The sequence below is a fragment of the Leptolinea tardivitalis genome (assembly GCF_001050275.1).
GTDB classification, from domain to species: Bacteria; Chloroflexota; Anaerolineae; order Anaerolineales; family Anaerolineaceae; genus Leptolinea; species Leptolinea tardivitalis.
Genome location: NZ_BBYA01000008.1, coordinates 101,413 through 118,508, shown reverse-complemented (window position 1 = coordinate 118,508; position 17,096 = coordinate 101,413). Strand labels below are relative to the sequence as shown.

Here is a 17,096-nt window from a genome sequence, read left to right as displayed (position 1 = left end):
CATAAGAAATATGATGTTGTACTATCTCATTCTAGGACCCTGGTGTGCAATGGGAGGGTTTTAACCGTGCGCATCAAGCCGAGACTGGATAACAGATTCGGTAAGGGTGATCATTTCGCGAGCGCGTTTTTCTTCTGCAACAAGCGTTGAAAGCCATCGATCGGAGGCCATATAGACATCTTCATCGGGTTGGGGTGTATCCAAAACCTTGCGCAAGTTACGGGTATCTCCCCGATCCAATTGCAGCAGCATACGAAGAATAGCCATCAGACTGTACCCGGCTTTTGCCAGCATACGGATGACCCGCAGGCGGCTGATCTCATTAGGTCCATAAAGCCGGTAAGCATTATTCTCCTGACGTGGGACTTCCAACAGGCCATTTCGTTCCCAGTTGCGCAGCACATCATGTGAAACACCCAACAACTTTGACACTTCACCGATGCGCAGGAGCTTTCCGCCAGTCTCAGCGCCACTGCCCTGCACCCACCGCTCCAGCAATTCAACGGCCGCATTGGCCTGCGCCTGTTCAGCATGAACCAGAGCCAGGTGGTTGTACGAAAGTTCCAATGCGCCACCCCAATCATCCTTGACGGCGCTCTGGATCACCAGAAACGCCGATTGTCTGATGGACCGCCCCGGGTAGTCGCCCCCCATCACCAGCCGGTCGAGACGAAGGCAATCCAGATGACGCTGGGTGAAACGACGGTACCCATTGGGGGCCCGCTCCACCGGGGGAAGCAACCCCCAATCGACATACCGGCGCACGGTATTTTCGTGAACACCCACCGCGCGGGCCAGATCAGATGTTTTGTAATACCGGGTTAAGTACGGGGATGGATTTTTGGACATCATCTTCAACTATATCAAATGTTGCCAGAATTCAACGACTGACCAAGTTTTCTCATCGTTATACAAAAACCGACAATAATCTCCTGCTAACTTGCCGGTGTATTGTTGGTAGACGTATTATTAAGTAACAACAGTATTTTTAAATTTTATTGTCTGGCAAGATACTAAGGAAGTGAAATGAAAATCGCTTATAGGGTAATTCTTGTTACGTCAGTCCTGCCGTCTATGCTCATTTTCGTGAAGGCAGGCGGAACGCCGCCTGTTGAGACCACTCCAGTACCGTCTACCACATTGATGAATGTGACAGGTGGTTTTCCCTGGGCTCTCATTTTAATTTTTCTGGCAGCCGGATTCATCATTACTGCCATCAAGAAAAACAATCCCAACCATGTGATGGTCAACACCTGCGTACCATTAATAAATGAAAAGAAAGAGACGATCGAACAGGATAAAGAAGACGAATAAAAGGCATTTATAAAATCAATAGTTGATAGATTTTCACTATATATGTTACGGCCGGAGTTTTTTATTGAGAATAGGTAGGAAATTACAGTATTAAAAGGTGAAAGCTATAATCAGCTCCTTGCCAGAAGCATCGTTTTGTCATCCTGAGGTCTTGTAATAACGCTCAATTTCTAAATAACAACAAATTTAATCATTAATATAGAATAATGAAAACTGCTATACTACCTTAGAGATATGACTATTTTCATTCTTTTAGAGTTTTGTACGCTGGCATGGAATTTCTCGGATAATATTTGAGATGGAAAAACAGTTTCCTGAAATTCCCGAATCTGAAATTTGCCCTTTTATTGGATTGGCATTTGATATACATACGGCCATGGATTATCCATCCGTTCAAAACCTGTGTCACCAGGTCAAGCCGTATGCCTCTCCCTCTCTATCCCATCAACGGGAATATTGTCTGAACAAGACATTTGAAAAATGCCGTCTGTATGCTGTTAAACATCCGACTTCCATGCCAATGGATATGTCCTCTGAAACGGCAAAGCCAGCTAAAACAAGGAAACTTTATTTATGGCTTGGGGGAGCGTTGTTTCTTCTGATAATTACGGGTATCCTCATCTGGCAGATTACCCGCTGGATTATTCCAACAGCAACACCTGTTGCGGCTGTTGAAACCCTGATTGTGCCAACAGCGGAAGTTCTATCTGCAACAATTCCTCCAACTCAGTTGCCTGAAGCAACAGAGACAGAAATTCCACCCACAATGGAACCACTCAGTTTGCTTGAAATAACAGTACCCCCGACGGTGACATCAGAACCGGCATTGCCACACCTTCTGGAAACACCTATTGGTACGAACCAGGCTTTTTTACTGCATAAGGTAAAAAGCGGGGAAGATATCATATCCATTGCAGGTATGTACCAGACAACCGTGGATGCCATTCGGGCAGTAAATTTCAATATGCCGCTTGAATTATGGGTTGATACAGTAATCGTTGTGCCGGTTAACCAGCCGGCGGTCAACAATATAGTCCCCATGACTCCATATGAAGTAACAACAGACAATGTTACTGTCGAATCGCTGGCCATTGATCAGGGTGCCGATCCAGTTATGCTGGCACTCATAAATAAACGGGATATCAATTACCAGTTTCAATCGGGGGAGTGGGTCCTTATTCCTCATACGGTAATCACACCCTGAAAGGATAGGATTTGCCAGCCATATTGTTTGTCTGTACAGCCAATCAATTCCGCTCCCCAATTGCTGCGGCCTGTTTTCTACGTAAATTGACAATCCTGGGGATTCAGAGTGATTGGAAGGTTGGCAGCGCCGGGATATGGGGAACACCCGGGTTGACTGCCCACCCGAAAGCTGTGGAGGCGGCGAAAGAAATTGGCCTGGATATCAGTAAACATCGCACCAGACTGATCAACGTTAATCTGGTAAATTCTGCTGATGTGATTGCTGTCATGGAATCCCGGCATAAAGATGCGATTGAAGCAGATTTTCCACAGGCGCGTGAGCGGATTGTCCTTCTGGGTAAACTTTCAAAAGTATTTGCCGGGGAAATCACGGATCCTGCGCAGGATAAATTTACACAATCTGAAGTCGCTGCCAGAATGATAAATACCTGTATAGACCAGGCTTTCACAAAATTGGTACAATTCGCTGAAGCCCACCAAATCCAGCAAAAAATTTAACAATCTGGCTGAAAATCTAAGGAATCGATTAAGGTGACAGAAAAACCAACCGTTGAACAACCCATAGAAGGCCTCGATATCAGGCAATATTTCTCTTTATTACTCTACCGGTCATGGTTGATCATTCTGGTAGCCTTAATTTGTGGAATTATCAGTTATCTTGTCAGCATAAAATTGCCCCCCATATATCAATCCGCGACGAGTATTCTGGTGAATGAAGCACCTGCAAACAAGGGAGCGGATTATTCCTCTGTTATGATGTCAAAGCAATTGACCAGTACCTATGCGCAGATGATGACCAATGATGTTGTTTTAGGTCAGGTGGCGGCACAGGTGGGAATATCAAATCCGATTGAAGATATTCGAGACTGGATCAAAGTTACTACAGTTCGCGATACACAATTAATTCAGTTGACTGTTGAAACAACCGATCCCAATTTTTCCGCACGAATTGCCAATGCCATCGTTGAGGCATTTTCTACACAGATTCAGGAAATTCAGACACAACGGTTTGCCCAATCGAAAACCACTCTTGAAACTCAACTGGCAGATACAGAAAAACAAATATCCACCTATACGGCGCAGGTTGATCTGGCCTCGTCTTCTGATGAAAAAGAACGCCTTGAAGCCAAAGTCGCACAATATCGGACTATTTATGCAAACCTGTTGACATCGTATGAGCAATTGCGCCTCTCAGAAGCACAGGCTGTTTCATCTGTAGTCCAGGTTGAACCGGCTGTTGCCAATCCCATACCTGTGAAACCCAATATCATCCTTAACACCCTACTGGCGGCATTTATTGGAATACTTCTGACATCCGGCATACTTGTCGCCCGAGAAACAATAAATGACACAATTAAAACCCCTGAGGATATCACCCGGCGGTTTAATCTCCCCATACTTGGTGTAATCAACCATCAGCCGCCAAAATCAAATATTCTGGTGACGATAAAGGAACCCCGCTCACTCATTGCAGAAACATACAGAACGCTGCGGACAAATGTAAGCTATGCCAGCATTGACAAACCCATCCGCACATTGTTAATCACCAGTCCCGAACCCGGCGATGGAAAAACAACTACCATCTGCAATCTGGGTGTTGTTCTGGCTCAAAATGGGAAAAAAGTGGTTATCGCAGATTGTGATCTCCGACGGCCGCGCGTACACACGTATTTTGGGTTGCCAAACAGGCAGGGTATGAGCACATTATTCGCCCATAATGATATTGTACCGGGAGTGCTTAAATCAACACCCGTCGAAGGTCTGACAGTTATAACATCTGGTTCTCTCCCTCCCAATCCATCCGAACTGATGGGTTCGCAAAAAATAAAAACGATTTTCAGCACTTTACTCGAAACCGCTGACATCATTCTCATTGATACGCCCCCGACATTAACGGTGACAGATGCCGCCACTCTGGCTCCGTCATTGGATGGGATGATTCTGGTAGTGCGCCCGGGGATCACCCGAACCAATGCATTAAAACAAACCCTTGAACAACTTCGGCAGGTCAACGCCAGGGTTCTGGGGATTGTTTTGAATGATGTTCCAACTAAGGGAAATCCTTACGGATATCATTACAACTACTATCATAATTATTCCGCCTACAAAGATTATTATGAAGAAAAGGTTGTTGAGAAAAAAGGTAAATAATCCGATTTTCAATTCAGTTCTTTCATCTCAACCATCACCTTTTACCTACTGTGCTGAAAATAGCAGCATGTATGCGCGATTCCTGGCAAGACTCTTGTATAGTCTGGTAGATCAAATAAACATAGAACTTTCAGGAATCTGCCACCTTGATTAATAAACCTGTCAGCCTGTTCAGGTCGTCTTTTGTTTACTCACTCGGGGATATGATCTCCAAAGGCCTGAACTTCATTCTTTTGCCAATATATCTCGGATATCTTTCAGAGGCTGAATACGGAGAAATAACATTTACCCTTTCGATCACAGCATTTCTTAATATTCTCTTTGGATTGGGCTTTGCCGGAGCGGTAACCCGGCTTTACTATGACTGTAAATCGGAAGAAGCGCGAAAGAGGCTATTGGGTACGGCGGCACTCTTTCTGATCCTTTTTTCTATCGGTCTGACTTTTCTATTGGTGTTAGTTGGGAACAATCTTTTTTTTGAACGATTCTTTGGTTTGCCATTCAAACCTTACGGGATATATGCCATAGCCATCAGTTTATGTTCCGTTATGAGTGTAATTCCACAGGCAATTTTCAAGATACAAAATCGTCCAGTAGTATCCATATTGTTCAATATTTCTGTCTTTCTGCTGACTATTCTTTTCACTGTTATTTTCGTGGTCGTTTTCAAATCCGGCGTCAGAGGTGCCATATCTGCTCTTGTTTTATCCAACCTGTTGGTGGCGGCAGGTTATACAGCTACTTTAATCAAAGAAATTCATCCCTGTCTCGATAGATTCATTCTTTCCAACCTGCTGATTTTGTCACTCCCATTCATTCCCCATTTACTCGCACACTGGTCACTCAGTCAATCTGACAGATTAGTGATCAGCCATTTTCTTGATATGAGCTCTGTAGGTGCCTACTCAATCGGTTATCAGATAGGTTCCCTGGTGTTTCTGACCGCCAATGCGATGAATAATGCCTGGGTACCCTACTATTATCAAGTTCTTTCCAACGCGACTGATAAAAAATCCCTGCAAAAATCTGTAAAACAGTTCCTTTTCCTCATTAGTGGTGCCAGTGTGGTGACAGTCTGTTTGTCACCTCTAATACTTAGTGTTCTTAAAGTGGAAAACCAGTCAATATGCCTGCAAATTATTGCATTGGTATCCATGGCGGGTTTTTTTCAAATGTGCTACTTTATCTTTGTCAGTCAGACATTTCAGACAAAAGACATTGCGCTCATACCGGTTATCACCGTTGCAGTCGCCCTGGCGAATATTGCCGCCAACATCTACGCTGTTCCCCGATTTGGCATATTGGCCGCAGCTCTAACCACATTGCTGGCGTATTTCTTTTTGGCGGTTTTAAACGGTTGGCTGGCTCTTGCAAAAAGCCGCTTTAATATCGGAATTGGTTTGATGATTCGGTTTGCGGTCATTACGATGGTATGGTTAACAGTATGTTTGGTTCTGTCTTTTTACATTCAACCGCTATGGATGATTTTGCTCCCCTTTATCTGGCTTGTTACTATCGATTTAATTGGCTCATTCTCTTTCTCCGAAATGATCTCAATGATCTCCCATACAGGCTCGAACAGTGAATACTAAAGCTAGTAATGAAGAAGTTCTTCAGAGGCTGACTACCGGGGATCCAATCATTTTTCGAGGGGAAAACCTGTCTGAACTGGCGGCACAATCACTGCTTAATGTCGTTTCGAATAATGCGGCAAAAAAAAAGAGCTTCCTTCTTTCAGTCAGTAAATCGTTAATCAAGGCAATGGTTGTCCCCATATGGCAAAAATCAGCAACAGCCGTATTTCAACTTCTGGGTTATATCAAAAAGAAGAATGATGCTTCCATCTGTTTTTTCAGTTTTGCCTCCAGCCATACGGCTGTTCTAATACCCATTGTCAGAGAAATGCAGGAAAAAGGGATCCATTCCTTCAATTTCGTAAGAGCTTCCATCGGTTTATCAAGGCTGCCATCAGAGATAAAGAGATACCAGCAAATTACAGGGGATAAACCTGCGTTGCTTGAACAATATTATGATCTGGTTTTGCTGGCGCGCTATTATGTTTGCGTGTTTTCAATGTTAGGCCGTTTCCTTAAGTATTGCCTGAAAAACAGAGAATGGGTCCGTTTACATTGGGTGGATAACAATCCCGTCATTCAGATGTTTCCCGAATTTGCCCTGTATTTTGCGCCATTATCTTATCTTGTATTGCAGACAGGGCTGAAAAACTTCACTCATTCCCGCGCTTTTCTTTTTGGATTTGACAATTGTCCCCGTGGCAGAGCACTGGTTGTGACTGCTGTGCGAAATCAAATTAAAACAGTTTCCATTCAGCATGGCATAATGGCAATTCCCCGTTTTTATCTTCCATACGCCGAGAAAATCGTCGTCTGGAATGATCAGGATGCCGAAAAACTTATTTCAGCAGGAGCCAACAGAGAGCGTCTGTTGGTCTGGGGGTCACCGTTATTCGGCGATGTACATTCATCAAAAAATTGGACAAGTGGTAATACGCTGAAAGTGATCTTTGCATTAACTGCCGGGGTACCTGCCATTCAAGTGAAAAAAGATGTCGATCTTATCCTTGCTGCTATCTCATCGATCAGCGAAAGAAAATTAGAGCTTGTTATCCGCCCCCATCCAATAGACAGAAGAGACTTCCGAAGAATTCTTAATCTGAGGAATGTCCAGATATCATCGGAAGACGATTTCTCTGATTTGATCAAGGGGTGTTCACTGGGGATTATGTATTATTCTTCCGTAGTATTACACTTTGTTCTAAATAATATTCCGGTGGCTGCTTTATTATGGGATGACCTTTTTGATCCAACCGGTGTTGTTCAGGAAAAAGTCGTTCAGAAAATCAGAACAACGGACGATCTGGCAATTCTGGTCAATTTAATCGAAAGAAATGATAGGGCTTTTCAACATGAATTTATGAAGGAGCGCGAAATATTTCTCAAGAAATACCTGCCCGAACCTGGTACTGTTGTATGCAACAAAGTAATTTCCTATCTTTTTAATGAGGAAGGTCGATCATGATCAGCGGAAGATCGATCATTCATTGGATTTTTATCTTTATCATTCCGATTTTTATTATTCTATTTTTCTTCCTTTTTCCCTTATCAAACCTAAGCTATCCATCATGGTACACATACACGGCTGCAACAATCATAGTGACGGTTTACTATATTTATTTTGCTTTATACCGGTATAAGGGTGAATGGACGGATCCTTTCACATTTACCTTCCTGTTTCAAATGTGCTTTAGCATTATGGGGGTACTGGTGTATGAATTTAGAGGAAGGTATTGGACCAACGATCCTGCCGATATGGAAATTGTCGGTCAGTCGGTTTTCCTGGCGCCCATTTTAATGCTGGCAGGCAAAAGTCTGGTTGATCTGGTTTTTCCCAAATATGCAAAATCAAAAAAAAGATCGTTCAATCCAACCTATCTCGTTTTTATCATCTGGGGAATGATCATCATCGGGAATATTGCCAGTCTATTTCTATATAACTTCTATGCAGATATCCCCCTCTTTTCATCGAATATCGATGCAAGCCGAAGTGATATCCGGTCATTTTCTTCCGGACGCGGAACACTTTTTATTCTTCAATTACTGTTGGTTCTGGCCATTCCCCTGAGCTATATTCACTTGATGAAGAAAAAGCCGGTTCATTGGCATGATATTCTCTTATTCGGGCTTCAATTCTTGCTTAGTTTTATCCCTCTGTTATTTTATGGCGGTCGTTTTTACTTCCTGACTCCCATTCTCTTAACCATTGTCTGCCATTCAGTTTTCATTTCGAAAATCAGCTTGAGACAGGCTGTCTACTTTGGATTGACCATGTTGATCATTGCGATGGCATTTGTAACCTTCCGAATATTTGGTTCGGATGTCAACGCCAATTTGATAGAACGAGCTGTTTGGGCAGATATTTTTCCTGAAATCCGGGCATTTGGGTATGTTGCATATAAGATACCTCCTCCGGATATTTATCCTCAGATACTCACCAATTTCCTCGCTTCGTTATTCCCTTCTGGACTGCTTCGGATCCTTAATATTGACAAAGAATTGTTGCTTTTCAGCATCGGGGACTATGTGGCTTCCATTATCGGTGCCAGCGTACCCATCCGACTGGGGCTTCTTGGAGAAGCATATCTGGCATATGGAATAATCGGAATCATTATTGTATTTTTCTGTCTTGGTGTGTGGTTAGAGTTGATATCAAAAGGAGAAAAAAGATTGAAGGCAGGAGACTGCAGACATTTCTTTTACATAGTGCTGGGTGTAATATCTGCCCTTATCATTCCTTACGGAACAAACATGATTTCGACACTCGTCTTTTGTATCTTTTTTGCCGTATGTATCGTCTTTATTGGTTCAAAATTTTTTAAGAATGTTTCATAGATCGAATATCAATAAAGATAATAAAAATTATCGGAGATAAAACGTGAAGATCCTGATGGCCAATACCAGACATTATCATGGCGGAGGAGACAGTACTTATGCCTTCAATCTCGCATCCTTGCTAAGAGAAAAAGGGCACCATGTCTCGTTCTTTGCCATGCAGGACGAACGTAATCTGCCCGACCCCAACAGCGATTTATTTGTCAGCCCTATCAACTTTCGGGACCTTAATCAGAAAAAAAATCTAAAGACTGGATGGCAGGTGCTTACTAGAAGCATCTACTCAAATGAAGCCAGGAAGAAATTCGCCCTCCTTCTTGAACGGGAAAAACCTGACATCATTCATGTTCACAACCTGCATGCCCATATCACACCGTCAATTCTGTTTGAGGCCAGGAAACAGGGTATACCGGTTGTCTGGACATTGCACGATTACAAACTGGTCTGTCCAAATTCACACCTGCTTAATGATACAACCGGCAATATCTGTGAAGCCTGCAAGGGTGGTCGCTTCTATCAGGCTGTCTGGAAAAAATGCAAGAAGGGTTCATTCCTCGCCAGCTTTATGGCGTGTCTGGAAGCATATGTCCATCAGATACTGGGCATTCGCGATCTCGTTGATGTGTTTCTCACTCCATCAGAGTTTCTGCGGAATGTTTTTCTCGAAAATGGCTTTCCTTCAGAAAAGATTGTACACATTCCATATCAAATTGCCATTCCTCACCGGACCAGATCAAGAGTTCTCTCTGACTACTTCTTGTTTCTCGGAAAATTCGATAGGATCAAAGGGATTTATGTTCTTGCGGAAGCGGCAAAAAATCTTCCAGAAATTGAATTTCGACTGGCCGGAAAGGCAGATGATAAGGAGGCACAGGATTTTTTATCAACATTACCGCCGAATATGCACTATCTCGGAATGAAAACCGGGGTAGAACTTGCCACGCTTTTGGGAGACTCACGGGCACTCATTCTTCCATCAATCTGGTATGAAAATCAACCCCTGGTTATCCTCGAGGCGTTTGCGGCTGGAAAACCAGTCATCGTTTCGAACCTGGGAGGAATGAAAGAGCTGGCAAAACCCGAAGAGCGTGGATTATTGTTTGAAGCAGGGAATGCCCGCCAACTGGCAGCCTCCATAAAATTCCTTTATGAAAATCCAGATAAATGCGAAGAGTATGGTAAGAATAGTCTGGAGTATGTAAAACAATACCACTCATCAGATGAACATTATCGGCAAATTATGAATATCTATACCAGGCTGGCCCAAACTGCTCATCAGGTATCTCAATAAAATGGATCTCAGCATCATTTCAACTTACCGGTGCAATTCCCACTGCTCCATGTGCAATATTTGGAAATCACCCACCCTGCCATCAGAAGAGATCAGTCTGGCAGTATTGGAAAAGATACCCGGTGGATTCGACAACCTGAACATCACCGGCGGCGAGCCGACATTACGCGAGGACTTAATGGATATAGTGGATATTCTCCACCCCAAAGCGCGCAAGTTGGAAATCAGCACGAATGGACTAAATCCTCAAAAACTTGAACCGATTATCAAAAAATTTCCGGATATCAAGATCCGGTTCAGTCTGGATGGACAGGGAATTACATCTGATAAGATCCGTGGAGAGAGGGATGGGTACAACAGGAAAGTTCCCGGATTACTGCGACTCAAGGAACTGGGAGGTAAAGACCTCGGTCTGGCCATCACCATTCAAGATGATAACGCTGGAGATTTGGTGGAACTCTTCCAATTCTGTCAGAAACATCATCTTGAGCTGGCCACCTCCGCCCTGCATAACGGATTTCAATTTCATAAAAGTGACAATATTCCTTATGACAGACTAAAAATTGCCCGAAATATCGAAAATTTGATCACGGCTCAGCTGCAAACCTGGAATATTAAGAATTGGTTCAGGGCTTACCTGAATCTTGGGCTGATCGCCAGAGTCCTAGGGCAGGATCGCCTGATCCCTTGTACGGCCGCTGTTGATTTCTTGTTCATCGATCCCTGGTCTGATGTATATGCCTGCAACGTCAGGCCTGATCTGCGAATAGGCAACCTGATCGATCAGACCTGGGAAGAAATCACCACTGGTGAATTAATGAAAGAAATTCACCAGAAAGTATCTGATTGCACGCAGAATTGCTGGATGGTAGGTTCGGCGCGTACCGCTATGCGCAATCCACATTTTACCCGTCTCCCGAAACTATCTCCGTTGTTCTGGGTTTTGCTCAACAGATTCAAGGTTGGTATTGGTTTACCAATTCAGTTCGAAAAGACGATTGATTACACACACATTTATAAAGATTTTAATATTGTCCGTCGAGAGTCTTATCTGAATACCAGGATAAAACCGGTCATCGAATACAAAGATCAACCTCATTACCAGGACAAGTATGAAAACCGATAATACTCGTTCATGGATAGAGATTTTGGGAGAAAACTCCGATTGAAAATTGTCATGTTCGGTTTGAAAGGCATACCGTTTACGGCAGGAGTGGAAGTCATGGTTGAAGAACTGGGCAGCCGCCTGGTCAAACGCGGCCACGATGTCACCGTGCTGGTTCGGCCGCATTACACACCACGATCATTGACGGAATACAGGGGAATGCACCTCGTTCATCTGCCTTCCATCCCAACTAAGAATTTTGATGCCATCTCACACAGTTTTCTATCGGTTTTCAAGTCTGTTTCATTGAATCCGGATGTGGTTCACATCCATTCCACAGGCAATTCGATATTTTCCTTTTTTCCTCGTTGGTTCGGAATTCCCACAGTGGTAACCAGTCATGGTTTGGACTGGCAGAGGGCCAAATGGGGAAAACTTGCCCGATGGTATCTGAAAATGACAGACTTTACGACATGCATATTTCCCACGGCAACAGTGGTGGTGAGCCGGAGATTGCAAACCTATTATCATGAACACTATGGTAGATCGGCAACCTATATTCCCAACGGAGCAAGCCAGGTCAATCGAATTCCTCCCGATGAAATCAAGAAATATGGACTTGCCGGAAATGACTACATCCTGTTTGCCTCACGGTTAGTTCCAGAAAAAGGTTGCCATTATCTTCTGGAAGCCTTCCAAAAGCTGGACACACCATTAAAACTGGTGATCGCCGGCGATGATAATACTGACCGGGAATACATTAAATTATTAAAAAAGCTTGCCCCACCCAATGTGATATTTACCGGTTTCATTAAAGGAAAACTGCTGGAAGAATTGTTAAGCAATGCCTATCTCTATGTTCTCCCATCAGAGATCGAGGGTTTATCTGTCGGATTGATTGAAGCAATGAATTACCAGAATTGTGTTCTGGTCAGCGATATCAGCGAAAACATGGAAGTGATCGGAAATGCAGGGATGACCTTCAAGAACAAATCTGTTGCTGATTTGATGGAAAAAATGACGTATATTGTTAATAACCCTAAATACGTTGAAGAACAACGGCATGCCAGTTACCAGTCGATTCAGAGCCGATATAACTGGGAAGAAGTAGCGGATCAATACGAACAACTTTATACAAGTATTCAACGCTCCCATTAATTTGCTCACAGGTTGAAGAACAAATAATAAATCATGGCATTAATATTGCAATCAAACATCGATCTCACCAGATTCATATTTTCAACGTATTGGTTTAAACCATCCATTACCCGGGATTTGATCGTTTGACGATTTCATCAAATCAGTATGATCATCCATTGGCAATGTGAAGGCATTCAATTCAAGGCAGGGAAATATCGCTTCCACTAACCTGAACCCGGATATTCGAATCCGAAATGCTGAGGATGATTTCTTCCTGGTGGAGAATACATCCACGCGTGTCATCAATCCTCTCACCCGAAGATTGATGGTTTTAACGATGATTCTGTCTGATATTTTTTCCATTCTCGTAGCGGTTGGGATCGCCGCCGGATTACGCGGTGCGTTATATGGTCCACTCTCACCTGATTCCTACCTCTGGGTACCGGCCTACCTGCTGATTTTTATCCTGTCTGCCAGCCTGCGGGATCTTTACCCGGCTACCGGTCTCAGTGCAGAAAACCAATTCCGCAATTTGACCATCACAACCAGCATGCTCACTTTGATCATTATTGCCGGTACTTTCTTTATTAAGAGCAGCAGTGATTTCTCCAGGTTGTTCCTGGGACTCACATGGTTTTTCAGTCTAATCACCGTACCTCTTTCCCGAACGATTATCCAGCATGTCCTTTCGGTGGCAAAAAAGTGGGGTGAACCGGCTGTCATAATTGGCAACCCTGATCAGGTTGACCAGCTCTTATCCTTCTTTTCCCGGTATCCAAAGATCGGATTAAAACCAGAAGTTTGCTTTACCCTCTCCGATTCATTCGGTGAACTTGCTCCTTCACAACGTGATCAGTTATTGGAAAAGACCCAAAAGATCAACCGGGAAATGAGCATTCATACAGTAATTGTTGCCTACGAGCAGATGAATGAACTTGGGGTCATCCGGGATATTTTCAGTGAAATGTTCGACCATGTAATTCTTGCCAATCCCCAGGACTACGGCAGGGAACTGACAGGAGTGTTTCTCAGTCAATACGGAAGGATGCATACGTTTGAAATTCATCATACATTAATGGACACATTTGCCCAATTTCAAAAAAGAATCATCGATATTGTATTGTCAATCACAGGATTAGTCCTTCTCTCTCCTATCTTATTGGTGAGTACAATCCTGGTAGCCATTAATTCTCATGGGCATGTCTTCTACAGGCAGCGCCGGTTGGGAAAACATAACGAGGAATTTGAAATCATTAAATTCCGGACCATGGTTCCAAACGCAGATCAGGTTTTACATGAATACCTTGAGAAGAACCCCGACCGGAAGGCGGAATGGGATGCCTACCAGAAATTGAGTAATGATCCCCGTATCACATTTGTCGGTCGTTTTCTGCGCCGGTTCAGCATTGATGAACTCCCCCAATTATGGAATGTGTTGATCGGCCAGATGAGTATTGTCGGACCGCGTCCAATTATGATCAACCAGCGCGATTTATATGGTTCTGATTATCGCCATTACGTGCGGGTGCGGCCGGGAATAACAGGTATCTGGCAAATTTCAGGACGAAACCAGACGTCGTTTGCGACCCGCGTCGAATTTGATGTGGAATATGTGATGAATTGGTCCATCTGGATGGATATCTATATTCTTACCCGCACACTTTGGGTAGTCATCCGGCAAGAAGGGGTTAGCTAAAAAGAACAGATTAAAACCAGGTGGTCATTGGTCAACCGACCTGAATTCAATTTTTAATGAAATATCTTTCTTAAGATTGGTGGAGTAGACCAGTCCATCAGGCAAGGTCTGCATTCCATCCGGTGGATTGATCACCTTCATCCCCGCCGGGGGCAAAATATGAATTTTCAGTGGAATATTCAGAGTTCCCGGTTGTTTTTGAACTTTCAAATCATATGTCCATGTAGAATTCTGATCATTGAAATTGACAGCAGTGGATGGCAGGCGGTAATCAAACATGGTTTCCTGCGATTGAGATCCCGGAACCACCAGAATCAATCCAAATGCCTGAATTCCGGGAATGCCTTCATCAAGAATATCGGCTGCTGTGGGTATCTCCTGCTCCCGTAATGACCATTTAGCCGGGATTGGATGTGGTGTGGATGAGAGTAACTCTGAACCGGCAGGAACATACACCCGAAGATAAGACCAGTAACATTCATTCGTGCGATAATCCTTCTCAGCCTGTGAAGCCTCCGGCAGAACTCGTCCCTGAATACATTCGTCCTGTGTCGTTGCTCTATTTGTTTGCTGGATGGTCAACCGGGAAGAAGGGCGAGTTGGATCAGTTAGATCCACCTGGTATTCCTCTGAAACATCCATCATCACATTGGTCTTATTGAATCCAATATTGGAATCCACAACCATGAGGAAATCCCCGGAGTTGGCTGGACGAACGGCGCCGTCCCAACCGCGCCGCGAAACAAGTTCTTTCATTTCAGGGTCATCGGTATACAACAGGATATGCTTTTCATCTAGCAGGGAGATCAATGTTTTCGCGAGGTTCTGCCAGGTTTTTGAATCTATCTGCATCAATCGCTGCTGAAGGGGTTTGGCCATCCGGTTGATGAACCGTTTTCGATCCCATCCTTCAACAGAAACACCTTCAGGTGGTTTTTGTTCTTTTGCCGAACGCATATACATCAAAACATTATCGGCTGTGATGAGATCCGCTTCCCCTTCCACTTGCAACGGCCCGATTTGCCGAAGCATTTCAACAAGCACATGCTGGTCTATTGCCATGACACCCTGAACAGGTTGTGGACGGGTGTAGGCATAAAGGAATCGCACCCACTCGACAGATGTTGGAAAATCAGTGAACCAGTTGGCATCACGTAACAGGAGCATTTCTGACATCATGTACTTATCCAACTGCCATGGCGCTTTGGGATAAGGTTTTGATAAATCTTCTACCAGCTCATAACTCTCAAAGGAAAGGTTATTCAGCTTGCCATTCTCAAAACCGATAAGACCCACGGCAGAAAGGAAACCTCCGGTTGGGCGTAATTCATCTTCATTCTGTATCATGATTAAATACGTCTGCGGACCATTTCCCATTGCCCCCAGGAGACGCGGCGCCAACCGGGCCATTTGAAGCAGGTCATCCACAGGGAAAGCTCCCTGTATGGATGACAAAAGAGGATCAATCTTCCCTTCAAGAAGAGTTTTTACCTTTGGAGAGAGTCTATCCAATTGAATTGTCTGCCGGGCGACTCGCGCACTGGCCAGAGCGCTTTGTGCAGAAAGCAAGCGCGTACTCCCATCTTTCAGGCTGCCAATCAGATCAAGAATTGCCGGTGAACCAGCAGTCTTATCTATATCTGATAACGCCGGAGAAATCGCCTGAAATGTTTCATCTCCAGCAATACTTAGCTGGAGGCCCATTTCAAGTAAAGAAGGTGCCTGTGCTATATCGCCTCCATGTGCTGGCAGCCAGCCAAGATAGGGTGACACCATCCACAATACAGCCAGGTCATCCTTCAATCCCTGTAAGTCGCCTCGCAATGCCGTGATTGCCGTTCCAGCTTCGGTGATCTTCCCGGGCTCTGAATAAGATTGGGTAATGCCAAGCAACGCCTGACTGTTCTCTTTTATGGATTGAACCCTCTGGTATGTTTTCCAGATGGTGAAACCAGTCCATAGAAAAATCGAGATGATGATGAGCAAAAATAGATATCGAATAACCGTTCTGAAACGACGATTTGCTGTTTTGACTTTCTGTTTTCCAGGCTTTGTTTTTCCTTTACCAGATGATACCCGGGCGGCCAGTGTGTTTTCATAGTGATTCAACACTCCGGCCAGATGTTCCAATCCTTTTCTATGCCAGTCACTGATCGTACTGTTGGCAGCAATTTCCGTCTCTCCCCCAACCAGGCGAAACCGTTCCCGGTCTTCAGCCGTGATCGCTTTTGATTGACCAAAGACAAAGAGAAGGATGGCTTTATCAATCCCCTGCCATGCCTCACGCAGAGAAGTTGGCTTGGGTTCGCCAAACCTGTATGGGGCAAAATATAAGGCAGCCAGAATGCCAAATTCACCCCAGCGGGTATCCAATCGCAATCCTCTTCGTGGAGGTAAAGCTGGCAGGATCTTCAAGAAAATTCGGGTAACTGCTTCCGCCAATTGTCTGCCGGGAGAAAGCATTTGAATTTCAGGAAATTCCTTACAGGCATCAATTACAAAGAGTTTCCTGGTCCAGGGATGCGAATCTAATTTATCTGGCGTGGTCAGGTTTTCAAGAATCTCTTTTAATTGTGGACTTTGAAGGTCAGTTTCCATTATGAATTAAGGGAAAGGGGAAAAAATTTGTTTTCGTATTGTATCATTTGAAGAAACGCAGCCGAATTTTCTATTTAAAAATCCACCACCGAAATCCGAACAAAATCCGAATTCATCGTCCTTGGTTTATGTGATCATTATTGATATAAATAGACATTGATTAATATGATTTGATCAGGAGTAAAA

13 protein-coding genes are annotated in these 17,096 nt (G+C 44.0%); 11 read left to right on the top strand and 2 right to left on the bottom strand.

What is annotated here, in order from left to right:
• Positions 1-60: 60 nt before the first annotated feature.
• A complete protein-coding gene (locus LTAR_RS04620; protein WP_081419806.1) occupies positions 61-852 on the bottom strand; it encodes a MerR family transcriptional regulator in 792 nt (263 codons plus the stop codon).
• Positions 853-1,026: 174 nt separating this feature from the next.
• Between LTAR_RS04620 and LTAR_RS04615 the strand changes: the two genes are divergently transcribed.
• From LTAR_RS04615 to wbaP, 11 genes are all read left to right on the top strand, one after another.
• Positions 1,027-1,314, top strand: a complete 288-nt coding sequence (locus LTAR_RS04615; protein WP_062420996.1) for a hypothetical protein — start codon at positions 1,027-1,029, stop codon at positions 1,312-1,314.
• A 298-nt stretch (positions 1,315-1,612) separates the two neighbouring features.
• A complete protein-coding gene (locus LTAR_RS04610) occupies positions 1,613-2,518 on the top strand; it encodes a LysM peptidoglycan-binding domain-containing protein (protein ID WP_062420995.1) in 906 nt (301 codons plus the stop codon).
• A gap of 11 nt (positions 2,519-2,529) precedes the next feature.
• On the top strand, positions 2,530-3,018 hold the full coding sequence (locus tag LTAR_RS04605) for an arsenate reductase/protein-tyrosine-phosphatase family protein (RefSeq protein ID WP_062420994.1): 489 nt from the start codon (positions 2,530-2,532) through the stop codon (positions 3,016-3,018).
• Between the two features lie 33 nt (positions 3,019-3,051).
• Positions 3,052-4,671, top strand: a complete 1,620-nt coding sequence (locus LTAR_RS04600) for a tyrosine-protein kinase domain-containing protein (RefSeq protein ID WP_062420993.1) — start codon at positions 3,052-3,054, stop codon at positions 4,669-4,671.
• Between the two features lie 146 nt (positions 4,672-4,817).
• Positions 4,818-6,263: a lipopolysaccharide biosynthesis protein gene (locus LTAR_RS04595; RefSeq protein ID WP_062531929.1), complete on the top strand. Its 1,446-nt coding sequence runs from the start codon at positions 4,818-4,820 to the stop codon at positions 6,261-6,263.
• Positions 6,253-7,710 (top strand): CDP-glycerol glycerophosphotransferase family protein, encoded by a 1,458-nt coding sequence (locus LTAR_RS04590; RefSeq protein ID WP_062420991.1) that lies wholly within the window; start codon positions 6,253-6,255, stop codon positions 7,708-7,710. Before LTAR_RS04595 ends, LTAR_RS04590 begins: the two co-directional genes overlap by 11 nt.
• Positions 7,707-9,080 (top strand): hypothetical protein, encoded by a 1,374-nt coding sequence (locus LTAR_RS04585; protein ID WP_062420990.1) that lies wholly within the window; start codon positions 7,707-7,709, stop codon positions 9,078-9,080. The genes LTAR_RS04590 and LTAR_RS04585 overlap by 4 nt, the downstream gene beginning before the upstream one ends.
• A gap of 43 nt (positions 9,081-9,123) precedes the next feature.
• Positions 9,124-10,371 carry a glycosyltransferase family 4 protein gene (locus LTAR_RS04580; protein ID WP_062420989.1) on the top strand — a complete coding sequence of 416 codons (1,248 nt, stop codon included), beginning with the start codon at positions 9,124-9,126 and terminating at the stop codon, positions 10,369-10,371.
• A 1-nt stretch (position 10,372) separates the two neighbouring features.
• A complete protein-coding gene (locus LTAR_RS04575) occupies positions 10,373-11,497 on the top strand; it encodes a radical SAM protein (RefSeq protein ID WP_062420988.1) in 1,125 nt (374 codons plus the stop codon).
• Between the two features lie 39 nt (positions 11,498-11,536).
• A complete protein-coding gene (locus LTAR_RS04570; protein WP_062420987.1) occupies positions 11,537-12,634 on the top strand; it encodes a glycosyltransferase family 4 protein in 1,098 nt (365 codons plus the stop codon).
• A 166-nt stretch (positions 12,635-12,800) separates the two neighbouring features.
• The gene (gene wbaP, locus LTAR_RS04565) at positions 12,801-14,312 is read left to right on the top strand and encodes an undecaprenyl-phosphate galactose phosphotransferase WbaP (RefSeq protein WP_062420986.1); all 1,512 of its coding nucleotides are present in this window, start codon (positions 12,801-12,803) and stop codon (positions 14,310-14,312) included.
• Between the two features lie 24 nt (positions 14,313-14,336).
• Here the strand turns inward: wbaP and LTAR_RS04560 are convergent, their stop codons facing one another.
• The gene (locus LTAR_RS04560) at positions 14,337-16,910 is read right to left on the bottom strand and encodes a DUF4012 domain-containing protein (RefSeq protein WP_062420985.1); all 2,574 of its coding nucleotides are present in this window, start codon (positions 16,908-16,910) and stop codon (positions 14,337-14,339) included.
• Between the last annotated feature and the right edge of the window lie 186 nt (positions 16,911-17,096).

Coding starts and splice junctions, on each gene's coding strand:
- LTAR_RS04620 (WP_081419806.1), bottom strand. CDS start 852: ATGATGTCCAAAAATCCATCCCCGTACTTAACCCGGTATTACAAAACA.
- LTAR_RS04615 (WP_062420996.1), top strand. CDS start 1,027: ATGAAAATCGCTTATAGGGTAATTCTTGTTACGTCAGTCCTGCCGTCT.
- LTAR_RS04610 (WP_062420995.1), top strand. CDS start 1,613: ATGGAAAAACAGTTTCCTGAAATTCCCGAATCTGAAATTTGCCCTTTT.
- LTAR_RS04585 (WP_062420990.1), top strand. CDS start 7,707: ATGATCAGCGGAAGATCGATCATTCATTGGATTTTTATCTTTATCATT.
- LTAR_RS04575 (WP_062420988.1), top strand. CDS start 10,373: ATGGATCTCAGCATCATTTCAACTTACCGGTGCAATTCCCACTGCTCC.
- LTAR_RS04560 (WP_062420985.1), bottom strand. CDS start 16,910: ATGGAAACTGACCTTCAAAGTCCACAATTAAAAGAGATTCTTGAAAAC.